Annotated in this window: 23 protein-coding genes; 4 read left to right on the top strand and 19 right to left on the bottom strand. The window is 70.9% G+C overall.

Annotation, left to right across the window (positions count from 1 at the left end):
• Nucleotides 1-27 precede the first annotated feature (27 nt).
• From ADY59_RS13970 to ADY59_RS13895, 16 genes are all read right to left on the bottom strand, one after another.
• The gene (locus ADY59_RS13970; RefSeq protein WP_049562236.1) at nt 28-1,101 is read right to left on the bottom strand and encodes a hypothetical protein; all 1,074 of its coding nucleotides are present in this window, start codon (nt 1,099-1,101) and stop codon (nt 28-30) included.
• Between the two features lie 663 nt (nt 1,102-1,764).
• Entirely contained in the window at nt 1,765-2,223 is a 459-nt protein-coding gene (locus tag ADY59_RS13960; RefSeq protein WP_049562233.1) for a hypothetical protein, read from the bottom strand.
• Between the two features lie 9 nt (nt 2,224-2,232).
• Entirely contained in the window at nt 2,233-2,661 is a 429-nt protein-coding gene (locus ADY59_RS13955; protein ID WP_156325482.1) for a hypothetical protein, read from the bottom strand.
• 13 nt (nt 2,662-2,674) lie between these two features.
• On the bottom strand, nt 2,675-4,051 hold the full coding sequence (locus ADY59_RS13950; RefSeq protein WP_049562230.1) for a phage major capsid protein: 1,377 nt from the start codon (nt 4,049-4,051) through the stop codon (nt 2,675-2,677).
• Entirely contained in the window at nt 4,048-5,058 is a 1,011-nt protein-coding gene (locus ADY59_RS53360) for a head maturation protease, ClpP-related (protein WP_082310095.1), read from the bottom strand. Before ADY59_RS53360 ends, ADY59_RS13950 begins: the two co-directional genes overlap by 4 nt.
• On the bottom strand, nt 5,055-7,067 hold the full coding sequence (locus tag ADY59_RS13940; protein WP_049562228.1) for a phage portal protein: 2,013 nt from the start codon (nt 7,065-7,067) through the stop codon (nt 5,055-5,057). The genes ADY59_RS53360 and ADY59_RS13940 overlap by 4 nt, the downstream gene beginning before the upstream one ends.
• 14 nt (nt 7,068-7,081) lie before the next feature.
• A complete protein-coding gene (locus tag ADY59_RS13935; protein WP_049562226.1) occupies nt 7,082-7,369 on the bottom strand; it encodes a hypothetical protein in 288 nt (95 codons plus the stop codon).
• A gap of 294 nt (nt 7,370-7,663) precedes the next feature.
• Nucleotides 7,664-7,915, bottom strand: coding sequence for a hypothetical protein (locus ADY59_RS13930; protein ID WP_049562224.1), 252 nt, complete (start codon nt 7,913-7,915; stop codon nt 7,664-7,666).
• The gene (locus tag ADY59_RS13925; protein ID WP_049562223.1) at nt 7,912-9,312 is read right to left on the bottom strand and encodes a hypothetical protein; all 1,401 of its coding nucleotides are present in this window, start codon (nt 9,310-9,312) and stop codon (nt 7,912-7,914) included. Before ADY59_RS13925 ends, ADY59_RS13930 begins: the two co-directional genes overlap by 4 nt.
• Nucleotides 9,309-9,791, bottom strand: coding sequence for a hypothetical protein (locus tag ADY59_RS13920; RefSeq protein ID WP_049562221.1), 483 nt, complete (start codon nt 9,789-9,791; stop codon nt 9,309-9,311). Before ADY59_RS13920 ends, ADY59_RS13925 begins: the two co-directional genes overlap by 4 nt.
• A 101-nt stretch (nt 9,792-9,892) precedes the next feature.
• Nucleotides 9,893-10,030, bottom strand: a complete 138-nt coding sequence (locus ADY59_RS49935) for a hypothetical protein (RefSeq protein WP_156325481.1) — start codon at nt 10,028-10,030, stop codon at nt 9,893-9,895.
• A 117-nt stretch (nt 10,031-10,147) separates the two neighbouring features.
• The gene (locus ADY59_RS13915; RefSeq protein ID WP_049562220.1) at nt 10,148-10,999 is read right to left on the bottom strand and encodes a hypothetical protein; all 852 of its coding nucleotides are present in this window, start codon (nt 10,997-10,999) and stop codon (nt 10,148-10,150) included.
• A complete protein-coding gene (locus tag ADY59_RS13910; RefSeq protein WP_049562218.1) occupies nt 10,996-11,505 on the bottom strand; it encodes a hypothetical protein in 510 nt (169 codons plus the stop codon). Before ADY59_RS13910 ends, ADY59_RS13915 begins: the two co-directional genes overlap by 4 nt.
• A gap of 190 nt (nt 11,506-11,695) precedes the next feature.
• Entirely contained in the window at nt 11,696-12,784 is a 1,089-nt protein-coding gene (locus tag ADY59_RS13905) for an AfsR/SARP family transcriptional regulator (RefSeq protein WP_197093625.1), read from the bottom strand.
• A 137-nt stretch (nt 12,785-12,921) separates the two neighbouring features.
• Entirely contained in the window at nt 12,922-14,301 is a 1,380-nt protein-coding gene (locus tag ADY59_RS13900) for an alpha/beta fold hydrolase (RefSeq protein ID WP_049562215.1), read from the bottom strand.
• A gap of 132 nt (nt 14,302-14,433) precedes the next feature.
• Nucleotides 14,434-16,500 carry a S9 family peptidase gene (locus tag ADY59_RS13895; RefSeq protein ID WP_049562213.1) on the bottom strand — a complete coding sequence of 689 codons (2,067 nt, stop codon included), beginning with the start codon at nt 16,498-16,500 and terminating at the stop codon, nt 14,434-14,436.
• A 45-nt stretch (nt 16,501-16,545) separates the two neighbouring features.
• Between ADY59_RS13895 and mshB the strand changes: the two genes are divergently transcribed.
• The 3 genes from mshB to ADY59_RS13880 all read left to right on the top strand — a co-directional run bounded on the left by mshB (nt 16,546) and on the right by ADY59_RS13880 (nt 18,831).
• The gene (mshB, locus tag ADY59_RS13890) at nt 16,546-17,451 is read left to right on the top strand and encodes an N-acetyl-1-D-myo-inositol-2-amino-2-deoxy-alpha-D-glucopyranoside deacetylase (protein WP_049562211.1); all 906 of its coding nucleotides are present in this window, start codon (nt 16,546-16,548) and stop codon (nt 17,449-17,451) included.
• Between the two features lie 447 nt (nt 17,452-17,898).
• Entirely contained in the window at nt 17,899-18,312 is a 414-nt protein-coding gene (locus ADY59_RS13885) for a DUF6113 family protein (RefSeq protein WP_049562209.1), read from the top strand.
• Nucleotides 18,313-18,330: 18 nt separating this feature from the next.
• Nucleotides 18,331-18,831 carry a flavin reductase family protein gene (locus ADY59_RS13880; protein WP_053174738.1) on the top strand — a complete coding sequence of 167 codons (501 nt, stop codon included), beginning with the start codon at nt 18,331-18,333 and terminating at the stop codon, nt 18,829-18,831.
• A 49-nt stretch (nt 18,832-18,880) separates the two neighbouring features.
• On the opposite strand, the gene ADY59_RS13875 is transcribed toward ADY59_RS13880, so the two are convergent.
• A complete protein-coding gene (locus ADY59_RS13875; protein WP_049562208.1) occupies nt 18,881-19,930 on the bottom strand; it encodes a hypothetical protein in 1,050 nt (349 codons plus the stop codon).
• A gap of 75 nt (nt 19,931-20,005) precedes the next feature.
• Here ADY59_RS13875 and ADY59_RS13870 point away from each other — a divergent pair, with 75 nt between their 5' ends.
• Entirely contained in the window at nt 20,006-20,437 is a 432-nt protein-coding gene (locus ADY59_RS13870; RefSeq protein ID WP_049562206.1) for a hypothetical protein, read from the top strand.
• A gap of 38 nt (nt 20,438-20,475) precedes the next feature.
• On the opposite strand, the gene ADY59_RS13865 is transcribed toward ADY59_RS13870, so the two are convergent.
• Nucleotides 20,476-22,977, bottom strand: coding sequence for a penicillin acylase family protein (locus tag ADY59_RS13865; RefSeq protein ID WP_049562317.1), 2,502 nt, complete (start codon nt 22,975-22,977; stop codon nt 20,476-20,478).
• A gap of 337 nt (nt 22,978-23,314) precedes the next feature.
• Nucleotides 23,315-24,685, bottom strand: a complete 1,371-nt coding sequence (gene cysS, locus ADY59_RS13860; protein WP_049562205.1) for a cysteine--tRNA ligase — start codon at nt 24,683-24,685, stop codon at nt 23,315-23,317.
• Nucleotides 24,686-24,688 lie beyond the last annotated feature (3 nt).

Below are 24,688 nucleotides of genomic sequence, written 5' to 3'. Positions count from 1 at the left end.
GCCGTGAACGCGGTGCAAGAGCCCATGTCAGACCGCCCTCGTGCGGGCCTTGCGGCCGTACGCGTCGAAGGCCATGGCCAGCACGTCGCCCGCGCCGCCGCCCACCTGCCGGGACTGCGGACGCGACCCGGCCACCGACCCCGACGCCGCCGACCGGGCGCCCGCCGCCGTGTAGCCGCCCTGCTCGCCCAGCAGTTGCGCCAACGCCAACGCCACGACAGCGTCACGCACCAGGCCGGGCACCAGATGCCGGACCACCGCGGCAGCCGTGTCGTGCGCGGCCGCTGTCGTGCCGAGCGCCCCCCGCGTCACGGTCAGCGTGCGCGGCGCATACACGTCCGCCCCCGCGGTGTGCGCGGCCAGCACGCTGCCGTCCCACGCCCTGCGCACGGTGAGGTCGTTGCCCGCGACGTCCACCACGAGCATCCGCTCCGACCCGACCAGCAGCACCTCATCCACCGCGTAGGCGGTGCCGTCCGTCACAGTCACGGTGACGGACGCGTTCGACGCCGTCAGGTCGGCGGCGATGTTCTGCCCGGTGTCGAGCATCGCCCGACCGGTGACGATCATCCGCTCCGTACCGACGCGCAGAATGTCGCCCACCCCGACCGCCGCGGCGTCCGTGACGTCCACGCTCGTCTCGGAGGCGTCGAGCGCCTCAGCGAGGGCGCCGGCCGGGGCCTCGTCGAGCGGGCAGCCCGCGTACACGCCGGCGATGGAGATGGCCTGCTGGTGGGTGTCCCCGCTGGCGAACGCGGCGGAGGAGTCGAGGTCGATCTCTAGCCTGTTGTACGGCGGGCCGCCCGTCGGATACAGCAGGAAGTCGCTGGAGGCGACCGTCACCCCGCCCGCCATAAGGGTGGTCACCGAGGCGAGCTCGTGCTGGTCCAGCCACAGCCGCCACGGGCGGGCCCGCTGCGCGTTCGGCCAGTCGAAGGTGCGGGTGGCGGTCTCCGGGTAGAAGCGGCGATGCAACCTGCCCTCGACGGTGCGCGAGGCGGAGTCGATGGCGCGGTCGACCTGCGCGTTGCTGCGCGCGGTCTCCTTGACGTCCAACGCCCGCTTCACGTCCTCGCGAGTGCAGTACCACGGTGCCGCCATGTCCGTCCCCTCCTCCCTGCGCTGATCGGCTCTCCACGGCCGTTTGTGGCCCCCGGGCGCCCCTTAGCCGTGGACGGGCGCCCGGGGAGTCTCAAGAGGCGTCAGCCTCGCCAGATCCATCCGTCGAACCGGCAGTGGAGCTCGCCCCGCGGGCCCGCTTGGAGCGGCTCCCCGTCTTGGGGGCAGGCTTCGGGCGGTCGGTCCCGCTCGTCTCGGGCGAGCTTGGCGGCCTCTCGGAGGATGTCTCGGAGCTGCTCCCAACTGATGGCTGCTCACCCTCTCCGATCTCGGACGACGGCCGGGCGGCATCCTCCGCAGACCCGGCCGCCGCGTTCGACGCCCCACCATGGCGAGTGATCTTCGGCATGTTCTCCTCCAACCCAGGCGCCGGCCAGCCGCCGACGGGCTGCATCACCAGGCCGCACGGCACACAGGCATACGCCGTCTGCTCCACCACCCCAGGCACGATCATCGGCTTGTGGATGCGGCGGACCACGCCCTCAGCGCGGCACCCGGCAGTCGAACAGGCGACGTCAACGAAGGGCAGCCGCGACCCACGCACGGCCCGTCCCTCCTCGACGCGCTCCCTGCACCCGCAGTTCGGGCACGCCTCCAACCCCACCGCGTACGAGGTGGAGCAGTCAGCGCACCCGTGCAGGCTCATCAGCCGGCCACCAGCGTGGCGCCGTCGGTCAGCGGCACCCAGGTGCAATACCAGGTGACCGCACCATCCGGGGTGGTGCCGGTGGTGACCTGCTCGATGTTGCCCGTCGACACGACGACGCCGGACAAAGCCTTGCCACCCTTGTTCAGGTCGGGCGGCGTGTCGGTCTGGTCGAGCACGCCGAGCACTGTCCCCACCGTCGAGTCGGTGGTGCCGATGTCCGTGGCCGTGACGAGGTCAGCGGTGTCGCCGGCGGTCGGGTTGGTCTGCAGCTTGACCGTGTTGGCGACGGTGATGCTGGTGGTGACGACACCCCACAGCGCGGTGATCATCACCTCGCCGCCCGCCACCGTGAAGATCGTGCGGGTGTCCGCCGCGAACGCGCCCGAAGGGGACGCGACCGGGCCGCTGCCCAGCAGCAGAGTCCGCACCTGCGAGCCCTGGATCATCGTGGTCATCCCGGCCCCCTACGCGTCCACGTTCGTGGCGAGGTTCGCCGGATCCCGCTGGACCATCAGGTCGTGCAGGATCGCGACACAGATACCGCCGTCCACGGTCGCCTCGACGCAGTTGAACCCGTCGGACAGCTGGGCGGCCCGCACCGTGACCACGGTCGCGTCGTTCGTGGTGTCGTCGCCCAGGTCGTACGTTGCCGCAGCCGCCTGCTCGACCAGCGTCCACGTGCCGCCCACACCGGGCGCCTTGTGGAAGCGGGTCATGACGGCGAGGTTCTGCTCGCTGGCGCCGTCGATCGACTCCTTCAACGTCAGAATCGTGCTGCCGTCGTCCTCGAAGGTGACGAACGAGATGGCGGCGGCGTCCTTCATCGGGATGTGCACCCCGGACGCGGCCGGGACCACGTTGAAGACCCTGCCGAGCCCTTCCATTCCAGACATGTGCCTACTCCTCTCAGCGCGCCGCGATCTCGACGAACGGGGACAGCGACGGGCCGCCGTTGTTCGGCGTGATCGCGCTCTTGATCCAGGGCTTGCCGTCGACGCGCTGGATGATCCGGTACGTGGTCTGGTCCGACCCGAACTTGTAGTCGGTGGAGGAGTCGGCGGACATGGTCTGCCGGTCTCCGACCAGGTAGTACGACAGGTCGACGAACGCCAGGTCGGAGCGGTCGCCGAGCCGGCCAGCCTTCTCGCTGACCACCAGGGGCCGACCGAAGATGGTCATCGGGGCCGGGCCTGCGACGTTGGTCAGCATGACCGGGCCGCCGCCCGTACCGACGGACAGAGCCATCGTGAACAGTTCGGGGATCGCCTCGGGGGAGCAGATCCAGATGCCGCGCGACAGCGACGCGGGCAGCATGCGGGAGTACATCTTGATGACGTTCTCCAGCACGATCGTGTCCGCGGGCTGGCCGGCCTCCGCGGCGACTGCGACGCCTGCGCTGTTGCCCGCGCCGAGGAAGCCGAGCGGCTCGCCGACGCCGCTGCCGGACATGAAGGCGACGTCCTCGAAGAAGGCGAGCGCCTGCGGCCACAGCGTCTCGATCAGCGCCGCGAACGAGATGAGGGAGTCGGACAGCAGTTCGTTGGGGACGACGGCCAAGCCGGTGAGCTTCTGCGCGTCGAGGACGATCTTGCCGAACTTGGGGTTCGACTCTTCGAGCATGGCGGCCTCGTCGGTCCAGTAGCCGACCATGCCGCCGAAAACGCTGGACGCGTTCGATGTGGAGTCGATCATCGGGAACGGGACGCGGGCCGACTCCATCGGAACCACCGTCGCCCTTGGCCGGACCACGGCCATCTCCAGCGCCACCTGGAGAAGCTGCGAGCGCAGCGTCTCCGGGACGAGGAAGCCGCCCTCGCTGGGCACCACCGTGCTGTAGGCGTTCCGGATCCGCTGCATCTTCGCCCGCGCGTCCGCGTTCGGGTTCAGATGCCACGCGTTGTGGAAGTACTCCGCCGCGCTCGCGAACTCGTTGTCGAGCACCGCGCCCGGAGCCTTCGGGTTGTACGCCGCCGCCTGCCGGTGCCCGGTCAGCATGTTCGCCGGGCGGGTCTGCGGGTCCAGGTTCAGCCGCTGGATGCCGTCCCCGCTGGCCGCGTTGTCCTTCAGGAACGCGGCCATGCCGCGCTGCACCTCGGCCTCGATCTGCCGGTGCAGGTCGGTGCCCGGCGCCTGCTGAGCTTCGGCGTACGCCTTGATGAACTCCTGTAGCGCCTTCGTGTCGGCGAGTACCGGCGCGAGGCGGCCCGGGTCGCCCATCATCTCCGCCAGCTCGTCGCTGTTCTTCGGGATGGGGATGTCCTTCGGCAGGACAGGTGTCGTCACAGCACAGCCCTCCTCAGGCTCGCCAGCACGCCCTCCGGCGTGGGGGTGTTCAGCATGTGAGCGACAGACGCCGCCCACGGATCAGGGTCCGGCTCGACGGCCGGCTCAGGCCCGGCGTCAGCGGGGGGCGCCTCCGCGTCCAGCGGGGCGGTTGGTGCAGGCGCCGGCGGCGGGGTGGGAACCACCGCGGGGGACGGCGCAGCAGCCGCAACGGGGGCCTCAGGCTGCTCGCGCACCGCCGGCGCCTGGCTCTGGTCCCCCAGGGCGGGGGTGTGGGCGGCGGCCCGCCAGCGGGCGGCGTCGCCGTACGGGAACAGCGCGGCCACCGCCACCCGGCCCGCGGCCTCCTGCCCGCCTGGCTCGTCCTCGTCGCTGTCGGCTGTCGCGGCGAGCTCGTCGGCGAGACCGGCCTCGACCGCCTGCTCGGCGGTGTACCAGGTGCCGAACCCGCCATCCACGAGCATCCGCTCGCGCCACTCCTCGACCGTGCCGCCCGCCCGGCCGGCGTAGATGCCGGCGATGGTGGAGGAGATCTGGTCGAGCAGCCCGGCCATCGCCCGCATGTCGGCGGCGTTGCCGCGGCAACCGCCGGAAGCGTCGTGGATCATCATCTGTGAGGCGCGGTTCATGCGGATGGTGTCGCCCGCCATCGCGATGAAGCTGGCTGCGCTGGCGGCGAGGCTGTCGACGGTGACGGTCACATGGCCGGGGTAGTCGGCCAGCATGTTGTAGATCGCGATCCCGTCGAACACGTCCCCGCCAGGGCTGTTGACGCGCACGTGCAGCGGCCCCGACACCGTCGACAAGGCGGCGGCCACGTCGACCGCCCAGATGCCCCAGAACCCGATCTCGTCGTACAACAGCAGCTCGGCGGGCTGGCCTTCCGTCTGCGCGGTCACCTTCAGCTCCGGCCGGACGTGCCCGCCCGGGAGCGGCTGCGCGTTCCGGTCAGCCAGCAGCGCCTGCACCCGCGCCGCCAGCGCAGCATCGATCCTCGGCTTGCTCATGAGTCACCCCAGTGAGGTTCCACGGTGCCACGGCACCGGATCGTTCCGAGGCACGCGAAGAAGCCGCCATGCGGATACGACTCGCGCACGTCGCGCAGCGTGTCGAACCGTTCGCCGTCGATATCGCGGCATTGGAAACATGTGTTCGAGTCTCTGATCTCGCTGGCCTCGTACCAGGTGGCGCCCCGCCCATCCGCGATCGCGAGCTCGAGGGTGGCGAACCGGCCCAGGTTCTCCGCCGCCCAGATCGCGCCGCCCAGCTCCGCGCGCAGCCCGGCATCCGTCAGGCTCTCCAGCCACGCCCCGACCCGGCCGGCCACCTGCTCGCCCGTCATGCCGGGCGCCCACACGCGGAGCGCCGCCCTGCCCGCAGCCACCGCCAGGCTCGACGCGAGCAGAGCGGCCGTCACCGCAGCGCCGGCCGCCAGCGCCGCCGCCAGCGCGCCGGAGACGGGGGCGGGCTCGATGGCGACACCCTGCGCGGCCGCCACCTCCACCATCCGCCCGGCCGCCGCCTCCGCCTGCAACACCATGACCGCCTCCAGCAGCGCCGCAGCCACACCACTGGAGACGGCCAGGCCAACCAGACCCTGCGCAGCACCCTCGCCGGCGCCCTCATCGACGACGCGCCGGATCTGGTCGAGCAGCTCCCGCCGCTGGTCTTCGCTGATCTGCTCCCATTCGGCGAGCAGATCTTCGAGCCGGTCCTCCCAGTCCTCCCGCCCGGTCACCGGGTCGGCAGCGGCGCGCACCTGGAGGCGGCGCAGCAGCGCGTCAGGGGACGGCCCCGGCGGCGGCGGAGCGGCAGGGGCAGGGGAGGGCTGTGGGGCGGGTTCCTTCCAGACGAGCGTGTCCGGCAGATCCAGCGCCTCCACCACAGACTCGCCGGTGAAGCCCGCGTCCACGTACAGCTTCGCCGCCGTCGCCTTGCTCGTACGCTCACGATCCCGAGACTCGGCGTCAGGCGGCACCGGGTCCTCGTAATCGAACTCCAGGTCGCGGGCGGTGTCGCCGAACAGCGGCAGGAAATCATGGTTGAGCGCCGCCTTGATCCGCTCCAGACGGGGGACGGTCAGGTACTCGGCGAACCACGCCGCCGACGCCTCACCCACCGCCCGGTTTACGTCGTCAACGTCGCCGAGCGCGAACTTCGGCATCCCGAACGCCTCACGGATCACATCCCGAGACACCTGCCGCAGCTCGACGAACTGCATGTCCCGCTGCGTGAACTTGCGGTCCACCCACTTCAAGCCGCCCTCAAGGATGGCCACCCGGTGCGCGGCCGCGACACCGCGGTGCTGCTCCTCCCACCGGTCGCGAAGCTGGTTGAACTCCTCGTCGCCTAGGTTCTGCGGCGCCTCGATGATCCCGGACGGCAGCGCCGAGTTGACGAAGAAGTTGCGGTTCCACTCCGCGCTGTACCTGGTCGCGTCCAGCTCGGCCAGGATCGACTGCACCGGGCCCATACCCCGGTACGGGTCCATCGGGTTCGGCATCCGCAACTGGATGACCTCATCCAGCCGCAGCGGCACCTGCTCGCCGTCAGGACTGACGTAGATGTAGCCGGCCAGGAAATCCTGCGGGTGCGGGACCGGGATCATCCGGTCCGGCCGGACAGGCCACAACTCCAGCGGGATGGAGCGCATCCGCGGGTTGCGGGCCACCACCCACCAGCCCTCGCCCGTCAGATCCACGTGCTGCTGTGTGGACTCGACGAACTCCTGCCGCGGCATGAACGGATTCGGCTTCCGCCAGATGTCGAGCGCGAGGTGCGAGGTCTGCTCGACCCGGTCCTCGTCCTTGCCCGAGGCAGCGCGGCGCCACAGCTTCCAATCCACCTGCGAGGCCGCGTTCGACGTACGGTGCACGATCGAGAACAGGGTGCCGACGGTACCCATCGCCTGCATCTGCGAGACGGCGTCGTTCCGGCCGGAGAACGGCAACGCGAACCGGGCACCGCGCGAGGTGTACGGGACGGGCGCCTTGTTCGTGACGGCGCGGGCCAGCATCCCGAGCGGCGACCTCAACGCCGGTCACCACCCGACAAGGCTTCCAGGACCAGCAGGGAGACGCCGCCGACGGCGAGGCCAGCGGCGACATGCAACGTCCAGGCGGCGGCGGTCAGCATCCCGAAGCCGGCCACACTGAGCAGCAGGGTTCGGATGGCGGGCCAGGCCGGGAGACGGCGGGCGAGCCAGCGGGCCGCGCGCACGGCCAGAGGGGTGCGCGGCGGACGCGGAGTGGCGGCGGCGCGCTCGGTGCGGAACGCCTGCCGGAAGCCGACTCGGGGGGCCGTCGCGGGGGTGGCCATGACCCGGATGGTACAGACGAGACAGGAGAATCTACGGTTTCAGGTGCACGAAGGCGAAAAATTTCCTGTGCCGCTAACGGCGGGGTTGACGCGGACGCCTCGCCGCCCGCAGCCGAGCCACCTCGGCCCAGGTCACGGACGCCCGCTCCCAGCTCTCAGCCGACCGAGTCCACGCCGCTTCCGCGCGACCCCACGCCTCGGCAGCCTCCCGCCACGCCCGATCGACCCGACGGCACTCACGCGCCACCAGCCACACCACCACGATGGCGCCGACAGCCAGTACACCCAAGGCCATCACAGCCACGTCGCCTCCTCCAGCGCCTCGACCGACACCCCGCCGACCCGGGCCGCCAGGCGCAGCCGCACCGGCCGCACCGCCGCAGCGATCCGCCACCGGGCCCGCTGCCGCCACGACGGCGGCGGCAGAGGCGGGCGGGTGTCCGGGATCAGCCCGAACTCCATCGCCTCCTCATCCGAGATGCGCTGGTAGGTCACGTACTTGCGGACCTGGAACCGCTGCTCATCCACGTCGAACCCTTCCGTCATCGTCCCAGTGTGCGGATACGCGGACGCGTCCCGCTGTAGAAGGCCAGCAGCAGCGCGTCAGCGTTGTCCGGCGACCGCCCCAAGCGCTTGATGATCTCCTCCTTCTTCTCCACCCGGATCCTGCCTTGCGGGTCGACGTCCCACTGTGGTTCGACGAGTTGCGCCACGGTGGTGTCCGCGTTGGCCATGCCCGACAGGTCCCAGCCGCGCCGCTCCGACATGCCGCGCCCGACCTCCCACCACAACTCCGCCCGCAGGTTGACGTACTTGTCCGGCCTCGACGCCTTCTCCGCCACGTTCACCGCCACGATCTGCACGCCGCGCAACCCCCGATTCCGGAGTTCGCCGATCACGCCGAACCCGACACCGATCGAGTCGACTTTTACCGAGGTGGCGCCCGACTCGCGGATCGCGTTGAGCACGAGCGGCGCGATCTTCTCCGGCCGGTCCGTGTGCGCCCGCCACTCCCGCCCGGCCACCCGGCCGCGCCGCTCCCGGATCACCGTCTCATCGCCGCCGCCCCCCACGTCCACCCCCAGCTCGACCGGCAGCAGATCGGCCGGCGCGGGCTTGTTCTCCGGGTCGATCCGGCACGCCGCCAAGTCGCTCGTACGGACGACCTGCCATTCGCTGTCCTCGCTGAACTCGCCGAGCACCTTCGACTTGTAGAGCGGATTCTCGACACCCCACTCGCGCGCCTTCTCCTCCACCCACTCCCTCGACACGAGCGCCTGAGCCACCGCAGACGGCACCTGCTCGCCGGTCAGATTCGGCGAGTCGAACGCGCTGATCCCGATCACGTTCCAGCTACTGCCCGGCTGACACACCCGGCGGAACTCCGACGCAGGGTTGTCCGGGTTCCCGATCGCCAGGATTCGGCAGTCGGTGTTCGTGGTGAGCGCGTCGGCCGCCACCCAGAGTTGCCCCGGAATCCCGCACGCCTCATCCAGGATGACGAGCACGTAGCGGGCGTGGATACCCTGGAACGCCGACTCGTCGTGGTCGGCCGGCTTGCGGCCAAAGGCGACCAGCTCGCCGCCGAGATGCCACTCGGTCTGATTTACCCGGCCAGGCAGTTTGCCTGCCGCGTGCATGCGGCGGATGTACCGCCACAGGATCGCCCTCACCTGGGCGTAGGTGGGCGCTGACGTGACCACGAACGCGGTGCCGGGCTCGTGCGTGTCGAGCCACCATGACGCCACCCCCGACGCCACGTGGCTCTTCCCAACGCCGTGCCCGCTCCTGACGGCGGTACGGCGGTGATCCCGCACCGACTCCATGATCTCCCGCTGCTTCGACCACACCACCTGCCGAAGACGGCCCTCCACCCAGCCGGCCGGATCCCCCACAAATGGGCGCGGACGGAGAGCCGCCGCCGCCACCGACCAGACACTCACGCCGCCAACCTCTCCAACTCGACCGCCACCAGCTCGCGCACCTGCCCCGCCCGCTCCCCGAGGTCGAGCCGATCCAGCACCGCGACGATGACCGCCGCCAACGCCTGCCCCTGCTGCTCCGTGATCGCAGTCAACCGCTCATCGATCTTCAACCGGGCGATATCCGCCAGCACCCGCGCCGACCGGTCCAACGCCCGCTCATACATGGCCAGCTCCGCGCGCAACTGCTCGCCACCCTTCGCGTCCTGATACCGCCACGCCTCCTCCTGAAGGCGGGACACCCGCTCCCGGAACACGTCCTTCGCCGCCAGAATCTCGCCGGCCAGCGATGCGAGCGCCGACAGCGGATTGTCGACCGGGGTGACGCCCCGCCTGGCCAGCTCGCCGAGCGCCTCGTGCGCGGCCAGCCGCTCGGCCGCCTTCCGGCGCACCTGCGGGGCTGCGCCGCCGTGGGCCACACACACGGCGGCGCCCTTCACCGGCCACGCCTTGCACGGGCCGCGCTTGGTCTTCCTGCCGCATCGACCCGATAGCGATGGGTCTTGGCCTGTCTGGGAGGGTGATGGGTCGCTCATCGGACTCAGGCTCCTTCGCCCCTGCATCCGGGGAACATCTGGCGTAGGAGTTCCGCCAGTTCTTGCTGCTCCTCTGGAGTTTCTGCCTCGTATTCGATCTCGAATTCGTCGGTCTCCGGGTCGAATCGGATGGTCTCTTTCACTGCTCTGCCCTCCTGGAGGCTTCGGGGGGACGCTGGGGTGCGCGCACCTGTGGGTAGGTGCGCGTAGGTGCGATGCTGGTTGTGGCGTGCGCGGGGCTGTGCGGGCCGTGGAGCGGTTCATGGGTGGTGTCGGGTGTCCTGGGTAGAGTGCGGGCGCGTTCGCGGCTCTCCGTGGATCTGAGGGCCTCGAATTTCGGGGGAGAGGCGGGCGAGGGCAAATTCGGCTGCGCGCCGGACCCGGTCCTCCATGTCGGCCACCTCGCGGCGGCGGCGCTGGAGCGCCACGTGGTCCCGGGTGAACTCGGCGACCGCCGCCACGAACTCGTCCACGCCGATACGGTCGCCTCTCCTCACCGGCCACTCTGTGAGCCGGACACCTAACGCAGCCTCCAGCTTGTCCAGCAGTTCGAGCCGCTCCTGAGTGTCGAAGTCGAGCCGGGTGGCACCGGCTTCAGCTCGGATCTTCTCAGCCTGCTGGTAGAGCTCGTTGCGGTGCTCCTGCTTGAGGTTCCATATCTCGCGGGCCCGGATGTTGTCGGCCCGACCCACAAGGTCGGCCAGCAGCGCGATGGTGAGCTTCGGCTGCCGCTCGGCTGGCTTCACCACGATGCGGAAGCGGCGCCGGTTGGCTCGGTCGGGTGGCTCCATGAGCCCCCACCCGGTCGGTATCTCCTCAGGTCGGATCATCCGGGCGGAGGCGACGACCCAAAAGCGCGAACTGTACGGCCACCAGGCTTCGGCCTTGGCCGGCTCGTCGAGTTCGCGCAGCCAGTCGGAGCGGGAGGTCTTGAGCTCGTGCACGTCGATGCCGTGGCCGCGCGAGGCCCACACTCCGATGCGCAGCAGGTCGCAGCGCCGGTTGCTGCCGGGGGCGGCGACTTCGGGGAGGAGGATCTCGCCGTCCTGCTCGGTGCCGGGCTTGCGGTAGTGGCTGATGAGCGCGTCCATGAGCTGACTGGTGACGGTCACGGGGTGCTCCGTTCGGGGACGTGGACGATGTACGGCTTGCGGCCGGCCCGGCACCGGCTGATCCGGTAGTGGCGGCCCGGCTTCGGGTCGTGGGCGTGGAGACGTTCGCAGTACGGGCAGGTGACGGCGGCGACGGTGCGCCCGGTCTCGGGCAGCGTCATCAGGACGGCCGGGACGTGGAGGGTGATGAGGCACACGTCGGCGCGGTAGGCGTCGCTGGTGTGTTCGCAGAGGGTGGCGTGGCGGCTGCCGGTCACCGTGCACAGCGGCCAGGCGGGGGCGTCGGGGCCGGGTTCGGGGCGGTGGCAGGCGAGGCAGGTGGGCGCGCACGGGGTGGCCTCGTTCCACGCCTTGTCGCGGCGGGGCGCTCTCGGGTGGCCGGTCGTGCGCGCCGGCTTGGCGGCCGGCGCGGTGGCGGTTTCAGGGATAGCTGGAGCGGGTGGTGCGGGGGTGTCGCCGAAGAGCGCGTCTTGGAGGTCGAGGACGGGGGCGGGTCGGCGGCTCATCGGGGGCTCCCTTCGGGGCGGTTGTTGTGACGGTGTGTAGTCATCGGGGATATCCGGGATATCCGGGATGCTGGGCGTCTGAGAATCTGGGGTTGGTGGCTCTCCGTGTAGCAAAAACCATAGGGATATATACAGAGAGTAATAATAGTTAAAAAATAGTTTCTTATATATAGGGGCCCGGATATCCCCTCTACCGCCCCCTGACCTGAGACATCCGGGATGTCGGGGACCACATCCGGGATGTCGGGGACCACATCCGGGACATCACACAGAGTGACATCGCCCCCTCCCCCTCCGGCCCTTCGCGCCTTGAGTCTTCGCGCCGAGAGTCTTCACGCCCCGAGTGTTCCCGCCGCGGGGGCTTCCGCTCCGAGCCTTCCCTGGTGTGCCGTTCGTGCGCGTCCGCCGGCGGTGTGAGTGGGCCGCCGTGGTCGGAGCCCTCTCGCCGTGGGCCCTCGCCGGCGGGGGACGTGGCTCGCCGCGCAGCACCTGCTTCCTGGGACGCCGAGGGCGGCAGCCCTTTGTCCTTCGCCGGGCGGGGGTCGATCGCGGGGTCGTGGTTGAGGATGGAGCGTTCGATCCAGCGCAGCTCCTCGCTCGGTTCGAGCCCCAGCATGTCGAGCAGGAACATCCGGTAGGCCCGGAAAACCTCCAGCGCCTCGGCCTGGCGGCCCGCGCCGTAGAGGGCGAGCATGAGGTGGCCGTGGGGGCGTTCGCGGAGAGGCTGGGCCTTGGTGACGGCGCGCAGCTCCTCGATCAGCCGCAGGTGGTTGCCGAGCTCCAGCTCAAGTTCGACGCAGCGCTCGAAGGCGAGCAGGCGGCGCTCCTCCAGGCCGTGGGCGATGCTGCGCACCAGGTCGCTGTCGACGTCGGAGAGGGCGGGGGCGCGCCAGAGCTTGAGCGCCTCCCGCAGGGTGCGGGCCGCCTCCTCGCGGTGCAGGGTCTGCGCCTTGGTGACGAGGTGTTCGAACGCGGTCAGGTCCAGATCCATCGGAGCGACTCGGATGAGGTAGCCCGAGGGCCTGGTGATCACCATCTGGTAGGGCTGTGCCGTGTCGTTCAGGGTGCGGCGGAGCTGGGAGATGCGGATCTGTATCTGGTTGCGCGGGGTGCCGGGAGGGAAGTCGCCCCACAGCGCCTCCACGAGCCGGCTGACCGGCACCACCCGGTTGGCCTCCAGCAGCAGCATCGCGAGCACGACGCGCTGCCTCCCCACGCCGAGCTCAAGCTCTCCCGCTTCCCCCAGGACTTGCAGCGGTCCGAGAATCCTGAATCTCACGGGAGGATAATGCCCTGGTGATTTTGCACCATGATTGATGACTAGTTGCATTGGCGCAATTTCGTGATATTTGCGCGAATTGCGATGCCTGGCCGGGTTGGTGGTGGCAACGTTGAGCAGCCCGTCAGCGGGCACTCTCAGCACCTGGTGTTCCCGGGCGGGAGTCGCCTGTCGGTGAGATAGCGGTTGATGTGGTCGCGGGCGCAGGCGCTGGCCCCGTAGAGGGTGTGGCCGGGGCCGTCGTGGGCGATCGTGACGCTGCCCGGGACCTGGGCGAGGATGCGGGAGACGGCCTCCGATTCGCCCCAGGCCCCGGCGCCCAGCAGAGGCGGAAGGCCCTTGGGGAGCGGGGCGGGCGGGTTGCTGACCGGGGCCGGCCAGCCGATGCAGGCCAGGGAGCCGGTGGCGAGGGTGTTGGCGGCCCCCGCGGTGGGCGCGGCGCGGCGCAGGCGGGTGACGGTGTCGTCGACCTGTGCGCGGGAGGCGGGGCGGGGCCAGTCGGTGCACTCGGTCACGCCGGTGCTCTGGTCGGGATAGCGGGCGCCGCGCTCGGGGACGAAGGCGGCGGCGTCGCCGGTGTGGGCCTGGCGGATGGCCTTGGCCAGGGCGGGCCAGCCCGGCTCACCCTGCCTGGCTCTGCCGATCGCGAAGGAGCGCAGGTCACGGCCCGTGTAGGCGACGTTGGGCGCGGCGGGGACCGGGGTGCGGTCGGCGCGCTTGACGAGGGACCGGAACTTCGCGGGGACGTCGCGGCAGTCGCCGGAGGCGGCGCACCAGGTGAAGAAGCGGCGCAGGTGCTGCTCGTTGTCGTGGGCCATCGCCGCCATCTCGCCGTCCCAGTCGGCGGTGCTGTGGTTGAGGGTGCCGTCGAGGACCATCGTGCGGACCTGGCCGGGGAAGAGGCGGGCGTAGGCCTGACCGTAGAGGCCGGCGTAGGAGGCGCCGTAGTAGTTGAGCTTGGCGCCGCCCAGGGCCTTCCTGATCGCCTCCATGTCGCGGGCGTGGTCGGCGGAGCTCATATTGGCGAACAACTCGGGGTCGTTGTGGCGGCAGGTCTCGGCCGCGCCCCGGTTGGTGTCGGACAGGCGGCCGAAGTCGGCGTCGTCGCGCGGGAACCGCTGGATGGGGAGGCGGGTCCAGGTGCAGTCGAGGCCGGTGCTGAGGCCGCCGAACTGGCGGCCGTAGCCGCGGGTGTCCCAGGTGACGAGGTCCATGCGTTCGCGGAGCTTCGTCCACCAGGAGGACAAGCTCTGCGTCAGGCCGATGCCAGGGCCGCCGGGGCCGCCGTAGGAGATCAGGGCCGAGCCCTCGGACGTGCCGGTGGCCTTGAGGCGGCCCAGTTTGAGGGTGAGGCGGCGGCCGTCGGGTTTGCGCCAGTCGACGGGCACCTGCAGGTCGGCGCACTCCATGCCGATCTTGTCACCGGGGCACGGGCTCCATGCGAGGGCGGGGGACGGCTGCGCGTGGGCGCCGGTCGGCCCGATCAGGGCGAGGGCGAGGAGGAGGGGCTTGAACATGACGTTCACGATCGCCGAAAGGGCGCCCCGCCCACATCGGACCACGGTCTGGTTCTGGCAGGGGCTGAATCAGACCGTGGTTCGTCATCCCCGGGTCGTAGATGCGGGCCTTTCTACAGGCGCAGCGCCTTCTTACAGGTGCAGCGCCTTCTTGAGGAAGTCGACCTGGAGCAGCATCAGGTTCTCCGCCACGACCTCCTGCGGCGTCATGTGCGTGACACCCGACAGCGGCAGCACGCTGTGCTGGCGCCCGGCCGCGAGCAGCGCCGACGACAGGCGCAGCGTGTGCGCCGCCACCACGTTGTCGTCGGCCAGGCCGTGGATGAGCAGCAACGGCCGTTCGAGCTTCGCCGCGTCATCGAAAAGCGATGACTTGTCGTACACATCCGGCTGCTCGCCCGGATCCCCCAGATAACGCTCCGTGTAGCAGGTGTCGTACAGCCGCCAGTCGGTCACCGGCGCCCCCGCGACGGCGGCGTGGAACACGTCGGGCCTGCGCAGCACCGCCAGAGCCGCCAGGAACCCGCCGAACGACCAGCCGCGGATCGCCACCTTCGTCAGGTCGAGGTCGTCGGGATACTGCTCGGCCACGCCCTGCAGGGCGTCGATCTGGTCGTCGAGCGCGGGCGTGGCCAGGTCGTTCAGCACCGCCCGCTCGAACGCCGGACCCCGGCCCGGCGTGCCCCGCCCGTCGGCCACGACCACCGCGAACCCCTGTTCGGCGAACCACTGGCTCTCCAGGTAGCCGCCGCGCCGGTTGAGGACGCGCTGCGCGTGCGGACCCCCGTACGGATCCATGAGGACGGGCAGCGCCCGTGAGCCGGGCTCGTGCCAGGAGGGCAGCACCACGGCGGTGGACAGCTCGCGGCGGCCGGAACGGCCGAGCGAGACGCGCAGGTCGAGGCCGGGACGCTCGGCGTGGGAGGGGATCGGGATCGCCACGCCGTCGCGCCTGACGACGGTCGTGGCCACGCCCTCGGTGTCGAGGCTCTGCTCGGACAGCACGCCGACGCCGCCCGCCATCCGCCCGGAGAACACCCCGGACCGGGTGGAGACGGGCAGCAGCGAGTGCCCGTCCCAGGTCCAGAGCTGGATCTCGGCCGGGTCGCCGCTCGCGCTGAACAGCACGCTGTCGTGGTCGACGTCGAGCACGGCGCGCACCTGCAGCGTGGGCGGGGTGACGGCGCGGTCGCCGACGAACAGCCGGTGGCCGCCGTCGGCGGTCGCCACCCAGACCAGCGTGCCGTCGTCGAGGTGCCCGGGGACGCCCTGGACGATGTCGACCCAGGCCGGGTCGGTGTCCTCGCGCACCAGCGTGGACGTGCCGTCGGCCGGATCGACAGTGAACAGGCGCATGGTCTTCTGGTCACGCGACAGCGTCACGATCGACAGCGCGTGCGCGTCCCAGGAGGCGGTGGTCAGGTATTCGTGCTCGTACGGCACCGCGACCCGGGAGCCGTCGAGCCCCAGGACGAACAGCTCGGTGACGGCGTTGGGCGTGCCGGCGGCCGGGTAGCGCTGGGCGGCGGCGGGCCGGTCGGGGTTGGCCGGATCGGCGATGTACCAGGTCTGGACCGGCGCGTCGTCGGCCCGCTCGACCAGGAGCGCGTCGCTCGACGGTGACCACCAGTGGCCGCGCATGCGGTCCATCTCCTCGGCGGCGATGAACTCGGCGAGACCGTAGGTGACCGTCGGCGATTCGGGCGTCGCCAGGGCACGGTCACCGCCGGTCGTCAGGTCGTGCACGTGGAGGGCGCCGCCGGTGACGTAGGCGACATGCCGCCCGTCAGGGGAGATGCGCGGATCGATCACCAGGCCGGGCGTGTCGAGCCTGCGCGTGCGCCCGTCGGGCAGCTCGGTCACGTACAGCCCGCCGGCCAGTGCGAACGCGGCCCTGGTCACCGTGGAGTCGGTCGAGTAGGCGACCACGCCACCGGCCTGCTCACGGCTGCGCTCGCGCCGGGCGCGCTCCTCCGGTGGCAGGTCTCCCTCGCCGGCGTCGAGCGTGCGCGGATCGACCACCAGCCGCTCGACGTGCGTCTCGGTGTCGAGCTCCCACAGGCAGGTCACCGGATCGGTGCCCGACCCGGTCCGCAGGAACACGACCCTGCCGCCGTCAGGGGAGATCGTGAAGCCCCTGGGCACTCCGAGGGTGAAGCGGCGGGTCCTGGCAGACAGGCGCGGGAAGCTCTCACTCATGGGCCCAATCCTGCCAGCAACCAGGCGCCCGTTACGCTCTGGACCATGATGGACCGACGGCTGCTGCTGGTGCACGCTCACCCCGACGACGAGTCGATCGGCACCGGCGCGACCATGGCGCGATACGCGGCGGAAGGCGCTCACGTCACGCTCGTGACCTGCACGCTGGGCGAGGAGGGCGAGATCATCCCCGCGGAGCTCGCGCACCTGGCCGCCGACCGTGACGACGCGCTCGGCCCGCACCGGATCGGCGAGCTGGCGGCGGCCTGCGCGGCGCTGGGCGTCGAGGACCACCGCTTCCTCGGCGGGCCGGGCCGCTGGCGCGACTCCGGCATGATGGGCGTCGCCTCCAACGACCGCCCCGCCGCGTTCTGGCAGGCTGACCTGGACGAGGCGGCCGGCGCGCTGGTCGAGGTGATCCGCGAGGTCAGGCCGCAGGTCCTGGTCACGTACGACCCGAACGGGCATTACGGGCACCCCGACCACATCCAGGCGCACCGCGTCTCGCGCAGGGCGTACGAGCTGGCCGCCGATCCGGCGTTCGGCGAGGGTGAGCCGTGGCGGATCGCGAAGTTCTACTACACGGCCAGCGCCAGGTCCGTGATGCGCCGCACCAACGAGGCCCTGCGGGAGGCCGGCGCCGGGTTCATCGTGGAGAGCGTCGAGGAGATGCCGTTCGGCAGCCCGGACGACGTGATCACCACCGAGATCGACGCGCGGCCGTGGATCGGCCACAAGGCCGCCGCCATGCGCGCGCACGCCACGCAGATCACGGTCCGGGAGCCGTGGTACGCGCTGTCGAACGACATCGGCCAGGAGGTGCTCGGCGTGGAGCACTTCGTGCTGGCCGAGGGCGTACGGGGGCCGGCGGTGGCCGGGCCGCCGGTCGAGGCGGGTGGGCTCGGCGAGCCGCACGTCCGCGAGAACGATCTCTTCGCGGGCATCCACTAACCTCCTCGATGTGACTCTTCCGCTCCCTGAGGGGAGCGGCTTCTCGCCAAGCCGCTCCCGCGGCCCGGCGAAGGTCAAGCCCTGCCCTCAAGACCTCGATCGCCGCGTCGACGCCGGCATGCGCTTGGTGACCGCCTGCCGTACGTCGCGACCCGGCCCGGGCGGGGCGGTCGCCGCGTCGCACGACTTCCGGCGATCCTCCGGGCACTGCCCGGGCGCGTCGGCCCGCTCGCCGGTGAGGCGCAGCAGAAACTTGAACGACCTGGGCACATCCGCCTCTCACGCTCGGTAACGACACCACCTCGCCATCGACCGGCACCGACAAACCCGAAGGACAACTGTGATACGCAGACCCGGCAAGCCAGGGCACGCCAGAGCTCTGGTGACCATCCCGCTCCCGAATCCCCCGACGACGGCCGAAGCCGCCGGTCCTCTCGGGAGGATCTGATGGAGCAGCGCAGCCAGGCCGAGTCGGCGCTGGGAGGGGCCGCCTACGGCATGCTCTTCGTCCTGGGCGTCGTCATGGGCGTGGTGGGCGGGTTCACCCACGCGTTGCGCGACGACCTGCCGGAGCTCGTCACGGCGATCGCCTGGCTGGTCATCCTGTTCGGCGTCAGCCTGGGGGCGGGCAAGCTGATGGGGTCACGCCTGGGGGCCGGGGTGACCTCGGCGGGGTGGCTGCTGGTGTCGATGGCGTTCTCGTTCAAGCTGGGCGCGGGGGATCTGGTGATCTCGGGAAATCTGCCCGGGTACGTGTACCTCTACGGAGGGATCGTGGCCGTGGTCGCGGCGTTCCTGATGTCGCCCTCATCAGGGGGTTCGTGGTTGATGCATGGGCATCCGGAGAGCAGTCGGTCTTAGCGGCATAAAGTAACCTTCGTGCACCATGGGTCCATAGAGCGGCACGGAGATCGGCAAACGTACCGGAAAGTCGTCGGGCGCTTCGCCACCGGCGTGACGGTCGTCACGACCCGGGTGGCAGACGTCGACTATGCGATGACCGTCAACTCCTTCACCTCGGTGTCGCTGGAGCCGCTGCTCGTGCTCTTCTGCGCCGAGAAGGTCGCGCGGTTCCACGACGCGGTGCTGGAGGCGGGAGTGTGGGCCGTCTCGGTGCTGCCGGCCTCCCTGGAGGACGCCTCGCGGTTCTTCGCGCATCGCGGGCGGCCGTTGAACGGGCAGCTCGCACGGTGGGGGCATCACCGGGGGGAGTCGGGGGTCGCGCTGTTCGACGGGGCGCTGGCGACGGTGGAGTGCCGGACCGACGCGGTGCATCCGGGCGGCGATCATTCGATCATCGTGGGGGCGGTGACCGCGCTCGGGATGCCGGGCGAGGGGACCGCGCTGACCTACCACGAGGGACGCTACAAGGAGCTCTGATCCCGCCGGCCCGGCGCCCCTGGGGGCACCGGGCCGGTGAGCGGCCGTGTCACTGGACCGGCGGCTCGGGGACGGTCGGGGTCGAGGTGGGCGTCGTGGTCGAGGTGGGCGTCGAGGGCGGGGTGAGCGTGGGGGTCGCCGTCGGCTCGCTCGTCGGTGAGACGGTCGGCGGAGGCGGAGGCGGCGGCTGCGTGGGAGCCGGACACTCGGGGACCGGATCCGTCGGCAGATCCGTGGGATCCGTCGGCACGTCGGTCGGGTCTGTCGGCACGTCGGTGGGCTGGCCGGTCGGGTCTGTCGGCGGAGGCGTCGTCGGGTCCGTCGGCGGGGGTGTCGGGAGGTCGGTGGAGTCCGTCGGCGGCGGTGGCGTCACGTCGGTGGGAGGTGGTGCCTCCGTCGGCGTCACCGGAGGCGTGGGAGCCTCCGGAGGAGTCCCCGTGGGAGTCACTGTGGGAGTTCCCGTGGGAGGCGGCACGGGGGCCGGCTGACAGGTGACCGTCACCGTGGGGCCCGGCTCCGTGACGGTGACGGTGGGACCCGGCTCGGTGACCGTGATCGTGGGACCCGGCTCGGTGACCGTGATCGTGGGACCCGGCTCGGTGACGGTGACCGTCTCAGGCGGCGGGGCCTCGGTCACGGTGGCCGTCGCCGTGGGGGTGGCCGTGACGGTCTTGGTGGGCCACGGGAGCGGCTTGACCGTGATCTTGGGCTTGCCGCGCAGCTTGTAGGTGCCCTTGCCGAGCTTCTTCTGCGTCTTGCCCGCGCCGGTGGTCACCGGAAGCTCGGCCGTGGCGGTCTTGCAGGACTTGCCCTTGCACGTACGCTGCTTGACGCTGAACCTGGCGGCTCCGCCGTACTTGATGGAGACGTCCAGGTAGGAGACGCCCTTCTTCTTGACGATCTTTGTCTTCGCGGTGTAGCGCCCGACTGTGGGGGTGGGCGTGGGGGTGGCGGTGCTGGGGAGCAGCGCCAGCCGCGCACCGGGAGGGGGCTCGATGAGACGTAGGGGATCGGTGGTTGAGGTCTGGGTGATCGCGATTCCACCCGCACCGGCCAGTGCCGCGGTGCCCAGCAGAGCGCCCAGGATGGCTAATCTCATAATCCTGCTCTTGTGGGAGATTTCAGGACGCAGGCCATTATCCCGACCTGTCAAGATTGGTCAAGACTGAGACGCATGGACAGGCGCTATCGGTTCCGGCGCGTGGTGAACTATCTGAACCTCACCACGCCGCTCGGGCTGCTGATCTCCGTCGTGGGCGGGGCCCGCCGGCGGGCCGGGCCCGACGGGCTGGTGCTCGCCTGCGGTTACCGCTACCGCTTTCCCGTCGCGGGGGCCTTCACGGTCGGGAACGTGGTGCTGACCAGGCGCGACTCGCTGAGCGAGCGGCTCCTGCGGCACGAGGGCAGGCACGCCAGCCAGTGGGCGTGGTGCGTGGGGCTGCCCATGCTGCCGCTCTACCTGCTGGCCATGCTGGTCTCGGTGATCGTCTGCGGCGACCAGGCGTCGTACAACCCCTTCGAACGGCTGGCCGGCCTCGATGACGGCGGATACCCGCGCTCCTCCCCGCGCTGGCGCGGACGTACGGACGGTGACCCGCGCGCATAGCCGCGCCCGGAACCCGTGGGCGGTGGAGTGCCGACACGTCAGGGGGTCAGCTTGAGCGTGTGCGCCGCCGCCTTCCGCACCGAGTCCGGAGCCGAGCGCATCGGCAGCAGCTCGCCCCTGGCCCAGATCTCCGCCTGGTCCCAGTAGTTGTCGTGGAAGGCGTGCCCGGAGGCGCCCGTCAGGTTGATCCACTGCGACTTGTCCAGGTCGGACAGGTCGAGGATCATCCGCATCGACGGCACCGACGTGATCGCGTAGTCCTCCAGCACGTTCCAGCCGGTGGCGTTGACCGCGTCCTTGTTGCCCGCGACCGGCAGCGGCCCCCGGTTGAACAGGGCCTCGATCGGGCCGATCCCGGACGTGCCGAGCGTCTCGTGGGTGAGCGTGAGCCGGTGCAGGTCGCCCCAGCGCCACGCCTTGACGTCGTCGCCGAGCAGCTCGGTGAGCTCCTGGTAGGCGGAGGCGAGCGCCTGGCGCAGGATGTCGTCGCGTTCCTCGACGCGCTCCTCGGTGGTGACGTCGTCCCAGTAGCGGTCGCCGGGGGAGTTCAGCAGCAGCCCGACCACCTCGTACCAGCGGTCGCCGCCGCTCGGCCGGGCCGCCTCCGGCAGTTCGTCGTGGAAGGTCAGCCTGAGCAGGTGCCGCCACACCGCGTTGAAGTACGCCGCCGGGGCCGAGTCGAGGCCCTGGGAGCCGTCCCAGCCGTCCAGGAGCTGCCTGGCTTGGGCGCTCGGCCCTGCCAGGCTGACCCGCATCAGCGCCGGGACGAGCGTCTCGGCCAGGCCGTTGTGGTCGTCCTGCTGGACGCGCGACATGGCGGCGGCGTCCAGCTTGCCCTTGCCGATCTCCTCCTTGAGCCGGTCGAGGATGCGCTGGGAGCGGTATCCGTACGACCAGTCCTTGGTCAGCAGCGGCTCGTAGCGGGCGGGGTCGATGACGGCGTTGTTGGCGGTGACGAGGTAGCCCTCGGCGGGGTTGCGCACCGACGGGAGCTGGTCGTACGGGATCGGGGCGGTCTTCCAGTCGTACTCGCCGGTCCAGCCGGGCACGGGCACGGTGCCGTCGCCCTTCTCGCGCACGGGGATGCGGCCGGGGGCCTGGTAGCCGATGGTGCCGCTGGTGTCGGCGTAGATCAGGTTCTGCGCCGGGACCTCGAACAGCGCCGCCGCGGCCCGGAACTCGTTCCAGTCGCCCGCCTCGTTCAGCGCGAAGACCGCGTCGGCGGTCCGGCCGGGAAGCAGCGCCGTCCACGACAGGGCGACGGCGTTGGCCTCGCCGCTCGGCCGGACCGTGCCCATCACCTCGTTGACCAGCGGCCCGTGCCGGGTGCTTCGCACGGTGATGGTGACCGGCTGCCCGCCCGCGACCTCGATCCTCTCCTGCCGGGTCTCCAGCGGGACCCGCTCTCCCCGGTAGAGGTAGGTGTCGCCGTCCACCTTCTCCAGGAACAGGTCGGCGACGTCGGGCCCCAGGTTGGTGAACCCCCAGGCGATCTTGTCGGTGTGCCCGATGACCACGCCGGGCACACCGGAGAAGGAGAACCCGGTCACGTCGAACGAGCACGCGTCGGTGAGCTCGCGGCAGTGCAGCCCGGTCTGGTACCAGACGGAGGGCATCTGCGCCGACAGGTGCGGGTCGTTGGCGAGCAGCGGCTTGCCGCTGACGGTGTGGTCGCCCGAGACGACCCACGAGTTCGAGCCGATCCCGTCGCGCTCGGCCGTGCCCATCGTGCTCGGCACCGCTTCCAGCGCCCGCGCCGCCTGGGTGAGCGCGCGGGCGCCGGTGCGCGGGTCGCGCCGAGGCCGGGGCTCGGCCCGCTGGTCGTAGACGTCCTTGTCGATGGCGCCCTCGGTGACGATCGGGGCGTGCTTGTCGTACGGGTAGCCGGGGTAGAGCTGCTCGACCCGCTCGGGCGGCAGCTTCGTGAGCGCCAGGGCGCGGTCGATCTCGTCCTCGACGTTGGAGCGCAGGTCCCAGGCCATGGCCTTGAGCCAGGAGACGGAGTCGAGCGCGGTCCACGGCTCGGGGGTGTAGTCACCGTTCTGGACCTTGAGCACCGAGTATTCGAGGCTGCGGTCGGAGGCGTTGGGGTTGGCGGCCAGCCACGCGTTCACGCCCTTGGCGTAGAAGTCGAGGTAACGCCTGGTGCGCTCGGTGAGCTCGGACAGCTCCTGCTCGGCCACCCGGCGCCAGCCCATGGTCCTGATGGCCTTGTCGTTGTCCAGCGTCGCCGCGCCGAACAGCTCCGACAGCCGCCCGGCCGTCACGTGCCGCCGGAAGTCCATCTCCCAGAATCGGTCCTGCGCGTGCACGAACCCCTGGGCCATGAACAGGTCCTCGGAAGCGCTGGCATAGATGTGCGGGATTCCCGTTTTATCGCGATAAATCTCTACATTTCCGGTAAGGCCGGGAAGCCGCAGCGTGCCCTCCACCTGCGGGAACGACTGCCGGACGGTGTGGACGAGCACCCCCGCCAGCACCAGCGCCAGTGCCAGCACGACGGTCAATATCCGCGCGGACCAGCGCAGTGGCCATGGCATCCACGCGTAGGGCCTGAACCTCACGAATACCTCCATCTTTCCCGCGCCGCACTCAAGTTTGGCAGCCCTCGCTCACTCCTTCCGCCGCCCGTCACGGGCCGTTTCCGCCCCGGTACCGCGTGATATGACGCAACCCGGATGCAACCCAGCATCTGCGTATCGTGCGCATGGCGCGTACCGTCCACCACCGCAAGAGGACGGCGCCATGCGGGCGGACGGTCCCTGCCATGCCGTCCGCCCGACCTTCAGGTGAGTGCTGCTTCCGCGCAGCGAACCGCCGTCCCGCCGCACCGCGTGATGCCGCGGGACGGCGGGCACTGCGGGCGCTGCCGGGGGTTCAGCTCCAGCTCTGCCCGCCGGGGGTGTCCGACACCCGGACCCCGAGCTCGCCGAGCGCGTCGCGGAGCCGGTCGGCGGCGTCCCAGTCACGCGCCTCGCGGGCGCGGGAGCGCTGCTCCAGCAGCTCGGCCGCGCCCGCCGGCAGCGCCGCCGGGGCCTTGCCGATGTCGGACGACAGCTCCAGCGCCAGCACCTGGTCCAGGTGCAGGAACGACTCGAACTTGGCCCCCGGCGCCACCTCCGGATCCCGCTCCAGCTCCCGCATCAGCCGCAGCGCCGCCGGCGTGTCGAGGTCGTCGTCGAAGGCCGCCTCCACCCGCTCCACGTACGGCATCGCCATGGGGGAGCTGGGGGACTCCGACCACTCGGCCACCCGGGTGCGCCAGCGGCGCAGGGTGCGGTCGGCGGCCCGCAGGGTGTCCCAGGTGAGGTTCATCTGCTGCCGGTAGCGGTGCTCCAGGAACGCCAGCCGCACCGCCAGCGGGTCGAGCCCGGCCTCGGCCACGTCGGAGAGCAGCACGACGTTGCCGGTCGACTTGGCCATCTTGCGCCCGTCGAACAGCAGATGCTCGCCGTGCACCCAGTGCTTGACGACCTCGTGCCCGGCCGCCGAGTCGGACTGGGCGCGCTCGTCCTCGTGGTGCGGGAAGCGCAGGTCGATGCCGCCGGTGTGCAGGTCGACGCGCTCGCCGAGGAAGCGCAGCGACATGGCCGAGCACTCCAGGTGCCAGCCGGGGAAGCCGGCGCCCCAGGGCGCGTCCCAGGACAGCTCGCCCTCGGCGGGCTTCCACAGGGCCCAGTCGGCGTGGAAGCGCTTGCGCGGGTCGACGGCCTCGATGCGGTGCGCGGGCTTCAGGTCGTCCAGCCGGTTCCCGGAGATCTCGCCGTAGCTCGGGAAGGTCCGTGCGTCGAAGAAGACCGAGCCGTCCGGGACCGCGTACGCGTGCCCCCGCTCGATCAGCTTGGCCACCAGCTCGATCATCAGCTCGATCGTCTCGGAGGCGCGCGGCGTGTGCTCCGGCGGGCGCAGGTTGAGCGCCAGGGTGTCGCGGCGGAAGGCGTCCTCGTAGTGGCGCGCCAGCTCGGCCGGCGAGCGTCCCTCCGCCCGCGCCTGCATGCGGACCTTGTCCTCGCCGGTGTCGTCGACGTCGTCGACCAGGTGGCCGACGTCGGTGATGTTCTGACAGACGACCATGCGCACCCGCTGCCGCTCCAGGACCCGCCGGATCAGGTCGGACAGCAGGTAGGAGCGCAGGTTGCCGACGTGCGCGTGCCGGTAGACGGTCGGCCCGCAGGTGTACATGCGCAGGGCGCGGGCGCGCTCGATCTCCTCGACCTGCCTGGTACGCGTGTCGTAGATCCGCAGCATCCT

Source organism: Nonomuraea sp. SBT364 (assembly GCF_001083785.1).
Classification (GTDB): Bacteria; Actinomycetota; Actinomycetes; order Streptosporangiales; family Streptosporangiaceae; genus Nonomuraea.
This window is presented reverse-complemented; position numbering and strand designations above follow the sequence as displayed.